1 protein-coding gene (running past one end of the window) is annotated in these 14,769 nt (G+C 67.4%); it reads right to left on the bottom strand.

What is annotated here, in order from left to right; genetic code table 11:
- Nucleotides 1-38: 38 nt before the first annotated feature.
- Nucleotides 39-14,769, bottom strand: partial view of a BapA/Bap/LapF family large adhesin gene (locus tag ACIP1G_RS05845; protein ID WP_400734639.1) — the 3' portion only. 12,947 nt of this gene lie beyond the right edge of the window; only the last 14,731 of its 27,678 coding nucleotides appear in the window; the start codon falls outside the window, past its right edge; the stop codon is at nucleotides 39-41.

Here is a 14,769-nt window from a genome sequence, read left to right as displayed (position 1 = left end):
TGCCGCCGGGCGGGGTGCCCGGCGGGATTGCAGCGGCCTCAGACCACATGGATACCGTTCTGTACCCACAGCTGGTGGCTCGGGTCCTCCTGGGCCGTGTATTGGTTATAGTCCGTGCCGTCGACGCTCTGGTTCCCCACCAGGGTCCAGTTATCTGTCATGTGAACCGAGTCGCTGTCGTCCCCCTTGATGATCAGTGTGTCAGTGCCGGTTTCGGTGATCGCCACCACGTCGGCCAGGTTCAGGGTCAGCGCCACCGAACTGGTGTCGTTGAGGTCGATGACTTCGATATCGTGCACCCGCCCGACCAGGTTGCCCAGGTCGATGCTGGCATCGCCGCCACCCCATTGCAGGGTGTCGGTGCCGGTGCCGCCGTCGACGCTGGCGAAGTTCTGGTCGACGATCACCAGGGTATCGTCACCCGCGCCACCTTCCAGGGTGATGTGCCCGCCCTGGCTGCCCACCAGATGGTCGTTGCCGTCGGCGCCGGCGAGCACGTCGGTGGCGGCGGCCAGGCTGGCCAGCGCTACTGCCTCGTCACCGCTGTCGGCCTGCAGCGAAGTGAAGGTGGTGAGGCCGGCAGCGTTGTCCAGGTTGATGGTCAGCGTGGCGGTGTCGGTGGTGCCGTTGGGGTGGGTCAGCTCGTAGGTGAAGGTATCGTGCTGACCGACCGCTGCCGAGGAGAGCCCCGAGTTGAGGGTGTAGGTGTAGCTGCCGTCCGCGTGCACCAGCAAGGTGCCGTAGGTACCGGCCACGCTCACCCCGTTGTAGCCCGGGATGGTGTAGGTGTTGACCGCCGTCAGCACGCTCAGCACGGTGAGTGCGGACCCTACATTGTCGCCGCTCAGCAGGTTGCCGGTAGCCTGGCTGGCGCTGCCCACCACGAATTGATCCAGGTGCGTGGCAGTGGCATTGATCGTAGTGGTGATCGAGCTGAGCAGCCCGATACCGCCTGCCGTTACCTTCACGTGGTAGGTGCCTGGCCCCTGGTCCTGGAAGGTATAGGCGGCACCTCCGCCCAGCAAGCTGACCAGTGAGCCGCCGTTCACGACCTGCACCGACACGTACAGGCCAGTCGCCGGGTTGAGTTTGAGCAGCTCGATGGTGGTGCCATTGAGCAAGCTCAGGAGGTTGGTGGAATTCACAACCACCTGCAGGTCGGTCACGGTATTGGCAGCGACCGTGGTGGTGTAGGTGGCCGAGCGCGAACCGACTAGCGGCAGGCTGAGCGGTGTGAATGTGGTGGGCGTGGTGGTTTCCGGATTGACCAGGGTGATGTGGCTGCTGCCCACGTCGTTGACCGCATCCACCACTGTGGCCGGTGCAGCATAGTTGCTGTTGCTCCAGATCTCCGTGGCCTGCGGGCTGTCGATGCGCACGTACAGGTTGGCGGTGTCGGACGCGCCGTTCGGGTGCACCAGCTGGTAGCTGAACACATCGACCTTGCCGACACTGCTTGGGCTGCCGTTCGGCGTGTAGGTGTAGCTGCCGTCGCTGTGGATCACCAGCGTGCCATACAGGCCCTGCACCGTGGTGGCGCTGCCCGCGGCAACGTAGCTGCCGTTTTTCAGCACTTGCAGCACGGCGCCGCTGTCCGGGCCACGTGCGTCCACTGCGCCATCGGTGCCGACGTCGGTGATGACGTTGCCCGAAGTGGCGGTGCCGCTGCCGGTGAACTGGGTCAGGCTGGTGGAGGTGATGTCCAGCGTGGTGGTCACGTTGGTGACCAGGCCAATGCCACCGCTGCCCACGGTCAGGCGGTAGTCACCGGCTTGCAGCACGCCGATGTCCACTTGCAGGCCGATTGGCAGCACGATCAGGTCAAGCAGCCCCTGAGTGTTGCCGTTGGCGATGGTCACCCAGGCACCGCTGGCGTCTTTCACTTGCAGGACAAAGCTGGTGTTGTTGAGCAGGGCCAGCACGCTGTTGGTGGTCAGTGTCAGGGTCGGGTCTGCAGTGGTACCTGCCGCTACCGTCCAGGTGTAGGTTTTGGTGAAGCCCGACAACAGCGTGGTGAAACTGTCGGAGTAGGTCTTGCTGGCGCTGACCGGTACCAGGTTGACCGTGGCTGTGGCCAGGTTGTCGCTGGCAATGACCGGCGCGTTGGCATCCACATCCGGCGCGGTGACGTTGACGTTGCCCGACACGTTGCCGCGTGGGTCGGCGAGGGTTACCGAGAGGATCTGACCGTTGTCCTGAGGCGGGCTCAGGGTCACGGTGAAGGTGCCGTTCGGCTGCACCGTTGCGGTTTGCAGCACGGTACCGCTGGCGCTGCGTACCGTCACGGTGGCACCCGCTTCGCCAGTACCGGTGAGGGTACCGCCGTCGGCACTGAACGCCAGGTTGCCGGCAGCCGTAGGCGGGGTCAGGTCCGGTGCGGTCAGCGCGATACCGGTGGAGACGTTGCCGGCGCCGTCGGTGAGGGTGACGCTGAGCGCCTGGTTGTCGATTTGCGCGGCGGTCAGGCTGACCACGAACAGTCCGTTGCTGCCCACCGTCGCAGTGCCCAGCACGGTACCGGCGCTGTTGCGCACGGTGACCGTACTGCCGACCTGGCCAGAACCACTGACCGCGGTGCCGTTGGTGTTGATGGTGGCCAGCGGCGCGGCCGGCGGGGTGGTGTCCGGTGCGGTCAGGCTGGCGCTGCCAGACAGGTTGCCGGCAGCATCGGACTGGCGTACCACCAGCAGTTGGCCGTCGTTCTGCGCTGCGGTCAGGGTGATGCTGAAGGTGCCGTTGGCCTGCACCACGCCTGTGCCAACCTGTCCGTTCGGGCCTTGTACGGTGACCGTGGCGCCCGCTTCACCGTTACCGGTGAGCACCGTGCCTGTGTCGTTGATGGTGACGTTGGTCGGTGCAGCAGGCGGCTGCAGGTCGGCGGCGGTGTAGCTGGTACTGCCAGAGATATTGCCTCCGGCATCGGCCTGGCTCACGGCCAGGACCTGGCCGTTGAGCTGTGCGGCGTTGAGGTTGACGGTGTACACGCCACCGGCGTTCACCTGGCCGCTGCCAAGCACATTGCCGCTGGCGTCACGCACGGTCACCGTGGCACCAGCCTCGCCGGTACCGCTCAGCACCAGGCCGTTGGTAGACAGGCTGGTGACCAACGGGTTGGCGGGAGGCGTGCTGTCGCCTGCCTGTACGAAGGCCGGCTGCGATTCGCCGCCAAGCAGCGACACCGCCGTCACCGTGAGGTGCTGGCCGTTGAGCTGTTCAGTGCCCAGTGTCAGGGAGAACGTACCGTTCAGCGTGGCGCCACCTGTGCCAATCAGGTTGCCAGCGGCATCGTACACACGAATGCCGACGCCGCTGGGGGCATTACCCGACAAGGTAACGCCGTCACCTGCCAGCACCACGTTGGTCGGCGGTACGGGCGGTGCAATCAGCGGTGTGACGTAGGTCTGCACCGCTGAAGTGTTAAGGCCGTCGGACTGCGTGACTGCCAGGGTTGCGAGCGAGCCCGCAGCTGGCACCAGGGTAATCTGGAAGTTGCCAGCGGCATCGACCACGCCGGTGCCGATGATAGTGCCGCCGAGGCTGACGGTGACCGAGGCATTGGCCTCACCTTTGCCGGTCAGCACGTTGAAGGTGTTGTTGATCGCCAGGTTGGTGACCAGGTCGGGTGGCGAGGTGTCGTTGGTCTGGTATGGCGCAGGCACCGAGGCGTTGCCGGCATCGTCGGTAGACACCACGCTAAGCAGTTGGCCGTTGTTCTGTGCCGGGCTGATCGGCACGGTGAACTGGCCGTTCGCACCCACTTCCACCGTGCCCACCACGGTGTTGTCAGGGCCACGTACGGTGATGGTGCTGCCGGCCTCGGCAGTACCGGTCATCGACGTGCCGGCCGGATTGAGCAGCAGGTTGCCTGGCTGCACAGGCGCGGTGAGGTCTGGCGCGGTCACTTCCAGTGGCGCCGACGGGTTGCCGGTGGCGTCCTGGGCAATGATGGTCAGCGTTTCGCCGTTGATTTGCGGGCGGGTCAGGCCGAGCACGAAGGTGCCGTCCGGGTCGACCGTGACCTGGCCCAGCAGGTCGCCGTTGTTGTTGACCACGGTGACGCGGGTGCCGGCTTCGGCATTGCCGATTACCTGGGTGCCGCTGTCGTTGATGCTGGCGACCACGGTAGCCGGTGGCGTGGTGTCCACCGCCGTGACCGAGCTGATCGGCGAGATGTTGCCGGCGGCATCGGTCAAGGTCACCTGTACCACTTGGCCATTGAGTTGCGCGGCATCCAGCTCGACCACGAAGGTGCCATTGGCAGCGACTACCGCAGTGCCGATCTGCGTGGTACCGACGTAGACGCGTACCGTGGCGCCCGCTTCGCCCAGGCCGCCCAGCTCGTCACCTGCTGCATTGAGGCGCAGCTCGGTTGCCGCAGCCGGTGGCGTGTGGTCTGGCGCCAGCACGCTGACCGGCAGGCTGACGTTGCCGGGTGGGTCGGCCTGCAACACCGACAGCAGCTGGTTGTTGATTTGCGCTGGGGTAAGTTCGACGCGGAAACTGCCGTCGGCGAGCACCGAGCCAGTCCCCAGCACGGTGCCGGCGGCGTTACTCACGATGACTGTCGCGCCGGCTTCACCCAGGCCGCTGACCACGCTGCCGTCGGCGTTGATCACCACTTCGGTGAGCGGGGCTGGCGGAGTGAAGTCCGGGGTCAGCAAGGTGGCCACTGCCGACACGTTGCCGGCGGCATCGGCCTGGGTGAAGCTGAGCAGCTCGGCGTTGCCCAGCGCCGGGTTCAGGGTGATGGTGAAGTGGCCGCTGGCATCGACGGTGGCACTGCCGAGTTGCGCGCCGCTTGGGTCGGTCACGGTCACCCGTGCGCCAACTTCGCCGCGCCCGGTAATGGTGACGCCATCGCTGGACACGGCGAGCTCGCTCGGTGCTGTTGGCGGCGTGGTATCCGGCGCGGTGATGGCGCTGGCGGTGGACTGGTTGCCAGCCGCATCGGTCAGCACCACATGCACCTGCTGGCCGTTGGCCTGCGGCGAGTTGAGGTTGACCTGGAAGGTGCCGTCGGCACGTACCACAGCGGTACCGAGCACGCTGCCATCGTCGGCCAGCACCCGTACGCCGGCACCGGCTTCGCCGCTACCGTTGAGCAGGCTGCCCCCCCCGGCGAAGGCCAGGTTGCTGGCGGCATCCGGCGCCACGCGGTCGGGCGCGGTAAGGCTGACGCTGTTGGACTCGTTGCCGGTCGCATCCGCCTGGCTGGCGCTGAGCAGTTCGCCGTTGATCTGCGCGCTGTTCAGGTTGGCGCTGAAGTTGCCGTTGGCATCAACCACGGCGGTGCCCAGGTCGATACCGCCTTCACCGATCACGGTGACGGTGGCACCCGGTTCGCCGTGGCCACTGAGGACCAGGCCATCGTTGGACAGCACCAGGTTGCTCAGCGGTTGTGGTGCGGTGGTGTCCGGTGCCTGCAGCATCGCCGGCAGCGATACCCCGCCGTCGCTGCCAGTGGCGCTGACCTGCAGCACTTCGCCGTTGGCCTGGGCGCTGCCGAGGTTGACGGTGAAGGTACCGTCGTTGGCCACCGGGCTGCTGCCCAGCAACACGCCGTTCGGGCCATACACATTGACCGTGCTGCCCGCCGCAGCGGTACCGGTTACCGACAGGCCGTCGGCCGCCAGCACCAGGTTATCCGGCGTGGCCGGCGCCAGCACACCAGGTGCGGTCACGTTTTGCGCAGGCGATACGTTCTGCGCGGCGTCGGCCTGGACCACGCTCAGGCTTTCGCCGGTGATCGCGGCTGGCGACAGGCTGACGCTGAAGCGCCCGTCGGCGGCGACTGTGGCCGTGCCCAGCGCGGTGCCGTCTGGCGCCCGTACGGTGACCGTTGCACCGGCTTCGCCATTGCCCATCAGGGTGGCGCCGTCGGCGGACACCGCCAGGTTGCTCACCGCGGCTGGCGGCGTGGTATCGGCTGCAGTGTAAGGCGCAGCCGGCGACACGTTGCCCGCCGCATCGGTGGCGGTTACCTGCAAGGTCTGGCCATTGGTCTGGGCACTGTTCAGGGTGACCTGGAAGGTGCCGTTGCTGCTGGCCACCGTGGTACCCAGCACGTTGCCGCTGGCATCGCGCACGGTCACGGTGCTGCCGGCTTCGGCGTTACCGCTCAGTTGCAGCCCGGTAGCGGCCAGGGCCAATGCTGCAGGTGCCGCAGGTGCGGTGAAGTCCGGCGCGGTAACCGCCACGGCGGTGGAGGTGTTGTTGCCTGCGTCGGTCTGGGTCACGCTCAGGTGCTGGGCGTTGAGCTGGGCACTGGTGAGGGTGAGGCTGAAGCTGCCATTGGCCGCCACCAGGCCAGTGCCGATGATGGTGCCGTCCGGGCCACGCACGGTCACGCTGGCACCGGCTTCGCCGAGGCCGGTCAGGGTCAGGCCGTTGTTGTTCAGCACTACGTTGGTCAGTGGCGCTGGCGGGGTCAGGTCTGGTGTGGCGACGTTGACCGCCGGGGAGGTGTTGCCGGCGGCATCCACTTGCGTCACGCCGATGGCCTGGCCGGTGGCTTGCGGGGTATCGAAGGTCACTGTAAAGCGGCCATCGGCACCCACGGTTGCTGTGCCGAGCACAGCCCCCGCAGCATTCCGTACCTGTACGGTGGCGCCCACCTCGCCGCTACCGGACAGCTGCCGGCCGTCCTGGCTCAACAGCGGGTTGCTGATGGCGGCTGGCGGTGTACGGTCTGGCGTGGCCAGGCTGGCCGGGCCGGAGACGTTGCCGGCAGCGTCGCTGAGGGTGACCTGCAGCGCAGCACCGCTGGTCTGCGCGCTGGGCAGGGTGACCTGGAACTGACCACTCTGGTTAACCGTGCCGGTGGCCAGGATGGCGCCGCTGGCATCGCGTACGGTGACGCTGGCACCGGCTTCGCCCTGGCCGCTGAGCACGGTGGCCGCGCCATTGAGGCTGAGGTTGCTGGCCGCCAGCGGTGCCTGCAAGTCGGGTGCCTGCACGCTGGCTGCCAGCGACACGTTACCGGCAGCGTCGGCCTGGGTGACGATCAGGCTTTGGCCGTTGGCCGCGGCCGGGGTGAGGGTGACGCTGTACAAGCCATTGCTGGCGACCACGGCGGTACCAAGCAGGGTGCCCTGGGCGTCGGTGACCCGCACGGTAGCGCCCACTTCGCCCTGGCCGGTCAGCGTGCTGCCGGTGCGGTCGATGTCTGCAGTAGGTGCGTTTGGCGCGGTGGTGTCGTTGGCGACTACGGTGGCCGGAACCGATGGCTGGCCATCGGCGCCGATACGTGCGCTGACCTGCAAGGTCTGTGCATTGAGCTGGGCATTGCCGAAGAACACCCGGAAGGCGCCATCGCTGCCCACCGTGGCGGTGCCCAGGGTAGTGCCGCCGGACGTTACGGTAATCAGCGAGCCGACGGTGCCGGTGCCGGTCAGTACGAAGCCATCGGCGCTGATGGCCAGGCCCGCTGGTGTTGCTGCCTCGGTGCCGGTCGGGCCGGCCAGCGACACACCGTCGGACTCGTTGCCGGCAGGGTCGATGACCACCACGGTGACTTGATCGTCCGAAGTCAACGGCGGGTTGACCGGTATCACGAAGGTGCCATCCGGTCCCGCAGTGGTCGTGCCGAGGTCGTCGCCGGTGACCGGGTCGCGGATGACCACGGTGCTACCCGGTTCGGCGCTGCCGCCGACGGTGCTGCCATCCGGGCTCACGGTCACCCCGGTGGCAGGTTCCGGGTCGGTGTTGTCGGGTGCGGTGACGGTAACCGGCGCCGAGCTGTTGCCAGCCGGGTCGGTGACGATCACGGACACGGTTTCGCCGTTGTTCTGGGTGGTCGGCAGCGTCACGCTGAAGCTGCCGTCGGCATCGACCGGAACGGTGGTTTCCACGCCAGCGCCGTCACGCACGGTCACGAATTCTGCACCCGGCGCGTTGCCGTTGACGGTGGTGCCATCCGGGCTTACCACCACCCCGGTAGGCAGTGCCGGCGGGGTGATGTCCGGTGCAGTGATCGGGGTGTTGTCGGAGACGTTGCCCGCCGCATCGGTCAAGGTCACTTGCAGTGCCTGGCCATCCAGCTGCGCCGGGGCAATCGGCACGGTGAAGCTGCCGCCAGCCGGCACCACCACGCTGCCGAGCAGGTCGCCGCCAGCATTGCGTACCTCGACGGTGCTGCCTGCTTCACCCGTGCCCTGGATGGCGTTGCCGCCCGGGGTGATGGTGAGGCCGGCCGGTGCGCCCGGTGCGGTGGTGTCGTCGGCAGTGAAGGGGGTAGATGGCGAAGCGTTGCCGCCAGCATCGACCACCACCACCGACACGGTTTCGCCGTTGGTCTGGGCAGGGCTGAGCGGCACGCTGAAGCTGCCGTCTTCTTCCACCACGGCGGAGCCCAGCAGGTCGCCGGCGCCGTTGCGTACTTCCACGGTGCTGCCCGCTTCGGCCTGCCCGGTGAGCGCCGTGCCGGTGTCATTGATGCCCAGGCCTTGCGCCGGTACCGGCGCCTCGTGATCCGGCGCGGTCACACTGCCGGCGGTGGAGGTGTTGCCTGTAGTGTCCGCCTGGGTGACGGACAAGGTCTGGCCATTGAGTTGTGGTGGGTCGATGGTCACCTGGAAGGTGCCATCGGGCTGGACCGTGGCGGTGCCCAGCACTGCGCCGCCAGTGCCGGTGACGGTCACCTGCGCACCTGGCTCACCGCTGCCGCTGAGGCTGCTGCCATCGCCGGCCAGGGTCAGGCCGGTTGGTGAATCGGGCGCCTCGCTGTCCGGTGCCGACAGGTCGACTGCCGCCGACAGGTTGCCGGTCGGGTCGCGCTGTTCCACGGTCAGTGCCTGGCCGTTGGTCTGCGGCGTATCGAGGGTGATTTCGAATGCGCCGCCGGCGCCGACCACCACGCTGCCCAGCACGCTGCCGTCAGGCCCGCGCACGGTGACGGTAGCACCTGGTTCGCCGGTGCCGGTGACCGTGGTGCCACTGTCGTCGATGGTTGGGCTGGTGACCACTTGCGGCGGCGTCGAGTCTGGCGCGGTGAAGTCCACCGGCCCGGCGCTGTTGCCCTGGCTGTCGGTGGCTTCCACGGTCAGGCTTTCGCCATTGCGCTGTGGTGCGTTGAGGGTGATGTCGAAGCGGCCGTCGCCGCCTACGGTGGCGGTGCCCAGCACGTTGCCGTCGGCATCGCGCACGGTGACGGTAGAGCCGCTCTGGCCCTGGCCGGTGAGGTGGATGCCTGCACTATCGATGGCCAGCCCCGAAGGTTGCAGCGGGCCGTCCAGGTCTGGCGCGGTAATGGTCGCGGTCGAGCTGTTGCCGGTGGCGTCGCGCAGCACCACATCCAGTTCCTGGCCGTCGGTTTGCGCTGGGGTCAGGACCACACTGATCACACCGTCGGCACCGACCTGGCCATTGCCCAGCACGTTGCCCTGGGCATCGACCACCTGCACGGTGGTGCCCGGTTCGCCGCGGCCATTCAGTACGCTGCCATCGTTGCTCAGTTGCAGCTCGGTGGCCTCGTTGGGCGGGGTGATGTCCGGTGCATTGACCTGGGTTGGCAGCGAGCTGTTGCCATCCGCGTCGATCGCCACCACATCCAGCAGTTCGCCGTTGGCCTGGGCGGGTGTGAGGGGGATGGTGAAGGTGCCGTCGTTGCCGACCTGCACGCTGCCTACCACGCTGCCTTGGCCATCACGCACTTCCACCAGGCTACCCACAGGGGCGGTACCACTGACCGAGCTGCCGTCGGCAGCGACCACCACGCCGGCCGGGCTTTCAGGCAAGGCAGTGGCCGGTACGATGACCGTGAGGGCGACCGAGGGGTTGCCGGCGGCATCGGTCTGCTGCAGTACAACGGCGTCGCCTGCCGAAATCGGGCTGTCGAGATCGATCAGGAAGGTGCCATTCGCTGCGACCACGCCGGTGCCGATGACGGTGCCATTGGCGTCGCGAATTTCGACCGTGGCACCGACTTCGCCGCGGCCAGAGACGACCAGGCTGCCGGCACCCACCACGACGTTGCTGACGATTTGCGGGGGCGTGATGTCCGGGGTCACGTAGCTCAGCGGCACCGAGGTGTTGCCTGCCGCATCGGTCACCCTGACAGAAACGGTTTCGCCATTGGCCTGGGCGGGGTCAAGGGTAAGGCTGAAGGTGCCATCAGGCTCGGCGATAGTGCTGCCGATCAGGTTGCCCGAGGCATCGCGCACATCCACCCGTGCGCCGGCTTCGGCGTTACCGCTCAGGGTTACGCCATTGGCCAGTTCCAGGCCGCTTGGTTGCACTGGCGCCACATGGTCCGGCGCGGTCAGCGGGCTTGGGGTAGAAACGTTGCCAGCGGCATCGGTCAGGGTCACTTGCAGGGACGAGCCGTCAACCACCGCAGTTGGCAGCGTGACGTTGAAGCTGCCGTCTGGCTGCACGGTGCCGCTGGCCAGTACCTGGCCCTGGTCGTTGTGCACTTCCACGGTCGCGCCCACTTCGCCGCTGCCCGAGACGGTACGCCCGTCGTTGCTGATCACCAGGTTGCTGGCTGGCTCCGGTGGCGTGGTGTCGCCGCCGTTGTCGACGATCGGTGCGGTGATGGTGCCGGCCTGCGAGGCATTGCCGGTAACGTCGGTGGCGGTGACTTGCAGCTGTTCGCCCGCCACTTGCGCTGGGGTGAGGGTGATTTCGAAGGCACCGCTGGCGCCCACGACCACGTCACCCAGCTCGGTAGTGCCATCGGCAGCCAGCACACGCACGGTGCTGCCCGGTTCGGCTCGGCCGCTGACCACGGTGCCATCGGCGGCGATTGCTAGTTCGCTTGGCGCTAGCGGCGGGGTAATGTCTGGCGCGGTGACCTGCACCGGCAGAGACGAGGTGCCGTTGTTGTCGATGGCCACCACATCCAGCAATTCGCCATTGGCCTGCGCGGGGTCGAGCACCACGGTAAAGGTGCCCTCGGCGCCGACCACGATGCTGCCGACCAGCGTGCCGTTGGCATCGTGCACTTCAACGCGGCTGCCAGCCGGAGCAGCGCCACTGATGCTGGCGCCATCTTCGGCCACCACCAGCTCGCTCGGGCTGGTCGGGGTGACTACCAGTGGCACGTCGTAGGTCAGGGCTTCTGAGGCATTGCCGCTCGGGTCGGTCTGTACCAGGCTCAGGCGTTCACCCGGCAGTGCCGCCGGGTCGAGGTCGAGCAGGAAGGTGCCGTTCTCGGTCACCAGGCCACTGCCGATCAGAGTGCCATTGGCGTCACGCACTTCGACGGTGGCACCGGCTTCACCGCGGCCGGCCAGGGTCAGGCCGTCGGCACCCACCACAAGGTTATTGACCACGGCAGGCGGGGTGATGTCCGGGGCATCGAACTGCAATGGGGTGGAGACGTTGCCAGCGGCATCGACCAGACGGATGTCGAGTACTTCGCCATTGGCCTGGGCCGGCGACAGGGTAATGCTGAAGCTGCCGTCCTCGTTGACCACGTCGGTGCCGACCACGTTGCCCGCAGCATCGCGTACCTGCACCGTGGCGCCTGGCTCGCCGCTACCGGTCAGGGTAACGCCGTCGGCCAGGTCCAGGCCGGTCGGCTGGGTTGGCGCCTGCAGGTCCGGGGTAGCCACCGACGCTGGTGTGGAGGCATTGCCGGCGGCATCGGTCAGCACCACTTGCAAGGTGCTGCCGTCCTTGACTGCCGGGTCGAGGGTGACCTGGAAGGTGCCATCCGGGTTGACCATGCCGTTGGCCAGCACGTTGCCCTGGGCGTCGCGCACCTGCACGCTGGCACCGACCTCGCCGCGGCCGCTGAGCTGGGCGCCGGCCAGGCCGACGACCAGGTTGGTGGCGGATTCCGGTGGCGTGGTGTCGCCGCCGTCGATGTCCGGCGCGGTGATGTTGCCGGCAGTAGAGGCATTGCCGGCAGCGTCGGTAGCGGTGACTTGCAACACCTCACCATTCACTTGTGGCGGGTCGAGGGTGATGCTGAAGGTGCCGGTAGCGCCAACCACCACGCTGCCGAGCACGGTGGTGCCATCAGCGGCGAGCACGCGTACGGTGCTGCCGACTTCGGCACGGCCGGTGACCACGCTGCCGTCGGCATTGATCACCAGTTCGCTTGGGGCAACCGGCGGGGTGATGTCCGGGGCGGTGACTTGCACTGGCAGCGACGAAGCACCACTGCCATCGATGGCCACCACTTCCAGCTGTTCGCCGTTGGCCTGGGCCGGGTTGAGGATGACGGTGAAGGTGCCTTCGGCGCCTGCCACCACGCTGCCGACCAGCGTGCCATTGGCATCGTGTACTTCCACGCGGCTGCCGACCGGGGCGCTGCCGCTGATGCTGGTGCCGTCTTCGGCCACCTGCAGGTCGCTCGGGCTGGCCGGGGCGGTGGTTAGCGGAACGTCAAACTGCAGGGCCTCGGAGGCATTGCCAGCGGCGTCGGTTTGCACCAGGCTCAGCTGGGCACCCGGTTGCGCGGCTGGATCGAGATCGACCACGAAGGAACCGTTGGTGCCGACAGTAGCGGTGCCGATGACCGTGCCGCCGGCATCACGTACTTCTACGCTGGCACCGGCCTCGCCGCGACCACTCAGCACCAGGCCATCGGCGCCGACCACGATGTTGCTGACGGCGGCTGGCGGGGTGGTATCCGGTGCAGTGAACTCCAGCGGTGTCGAGCTGTTGCCGGCGGCGTCTACCACGCGAATGTCCAGCGCTTCACCATTAGCCTGGGCTGGGAACAGGGTGACGGTGAAAGTGCCGTCCTCGTTGACCAGGCTGCTGCCGATCACATCGCCAGCGGCATCGCGCACTTGCACGGTGGCGCCAGGTTCGCCGCGGCCGCTGAAGGTGACGCCATCGGCCAGGGCCAGTTCGGTGGGTTGTGCCGGGGCCTGCAGGTCTGGCGAGGTGACCGAGCCAGGTTGGGAGACGTTGCCGGCGGCGTCGGTCAGGGTTACTTGCAGGGTGCTGCCATCGGTGATGGCCGGGCTCAAGGTGATGGTGAAGGTGCCATCCGGATTGACCGAACCATCGGCAATCACATTGCCTGCGGCATCACGTACCTGGACGATGGCACCTGCCTCGCCACGACCGCTCAGTTGGCTGCCGGCCAGGCCGATCACCAGGGTGGTTGGCGCTTCCGGTGGAGTGGTGTCGCCGCCGTCGATGTCCGGTGCGGTGATGTTGCCGGCAGTGGAGGCATTGCCTGCGGCATCGGTGGCGGTGACTTGCAGCACCTCGCCGTTCACTTGTGGCGGGTCGAGGGTGATGCTGAAGCTGCCGGTAGCGCCGACTACCACGCTGCCGAGCACGGTGGTGCCATCAGCGGCGAGGACGCGTACTGTGCTGCCCACTTCGGCGCGACCAGTGACCACGCTGCCGTCACCGTTGATTACCAGCTCGCTCGGGGCAACCGGTGGGGTGATATCCGGGGCGGTGACTTGTACTGGCAGGGACGATGCGCCGCTGCCGTCGATGGCCACCACGTCCAGCAGCTCGCCATTGGCCTGGGCCGGGGCGAGGGTGACGGTGAAGGTGCCTTCGGCGCCTACCACCACGCTGCCGACCAGCGCACCGTTGGTATCATGTACTTCCACGCGGGTGCCAGCAGGCGCAGTGCCGCTGATGCTGCTGCCGTCTTCGGCGACCACCAGGCCGCTCGGGCTGGCGGGCGCAGTGGTGACCGGGACTTCGAACTGCAGCGCTTCGGAGGCGTTGCCGCTCGGGTCGGTTTGCACCAGGCTCAACTGAGCCCCCGGTTGTGCAGCAGGGTCGAGATCGACCACGAAGGTGCCGTTAGTGCCAACGATGGCCGTGCCGATCAAGGTGCCATTGGCATCTCGTACCTCTACGGTAGCACCGGCCTCGCCACGGCCACTGAGGGCCAGGCCATCGGCGCCGACCACGATATTGCTGACCGCAATTGGCGCAGTGGTGTCCGGTGCAGTGAACTCCAGCGGTGTCGAGTTGTTGCCGGCGGCATCCACCACGCGGATGTCCAGCGCTTCACCGTTGGCCTGGGCAGGCGACAGGGTGATGCTGAACAGGCCGTCTTCGCCGACCAGCCCGCTACCGATGAGAGTGCCAGCGGCATCGCGCACTTGCACGGTGGCGCCAGGTTCGCCGCGACCGCTGAAGGTGACGCCATCGACCAGGGCCAGTTCGGTGGGTTGTGCCGGGGCCTGCAGGTCTGGTGTTGCGACCGAGCCGGGTGGCGAAACGTTGCCGGCGGCGTCGGTCAAGGTTACTTGCAGGGTGCTGCCATCGGTGATGGTCGGGTTCAAGGTGATAGTAAAGGTGCCATCCGGGTTGACCGAACCGTCGGCAATCACATTGCCTGCGGCATCGCGCACCTGGACCGTGGCACCTCCCTCGCCACGACCGCTCAGCTGGCTACCGGCAGCGTTGACCAGCAGGCCGGTCGGGGCTTCCGGTGGCGTGGTGTCGCCGCCGTCGATGTCCGGTGCGGTGACGCTGCCGGCAGTGGAGGCATTGCCGGTCGCATCGGTGGCGGTGACTTGCAGCACCTCGCCGTTCACTTGTGGCGGGTCGAGGGTGATGCTGAAGCTGCCGGTAGCGCCGACTACCACGCTGCCGAGCACGGTGGTGCCATCAGCGGCGAGCACGCGTACTGTGCTGCCCACTTCGGCACGGCCGGTGACCACCCCGCCGTCACCGTTGATTACCAGTTCGCTCGGGGCAACCGGTGGAGTGATATCCGGTGCGCTGACCTGCACTGGCAAGGACGATGCGCCGCTGCCGTCGATGGCCACCACGTCCAGCAATTCGCCATTGGCCTGGGCCGGGGCGAGCGGCACGGTGAAGCTGCCATCGGCA

The sequence above is a fragment of the Pseudomonas sp. NPDC089392 genome, from assembly GCF_044749595.1.
Taxonomy (GTDB): domain Bacteria; phylum Pseudomonadota; class Gammaproteobacteria; order Pseudomonadales; family Pseudomonadaceae; genus Aquipseudomonas.
Note: the sequence above shows the minus strand (reverse complement) of the source record. Positions and strands in the feature narration are given on the sequence as shown.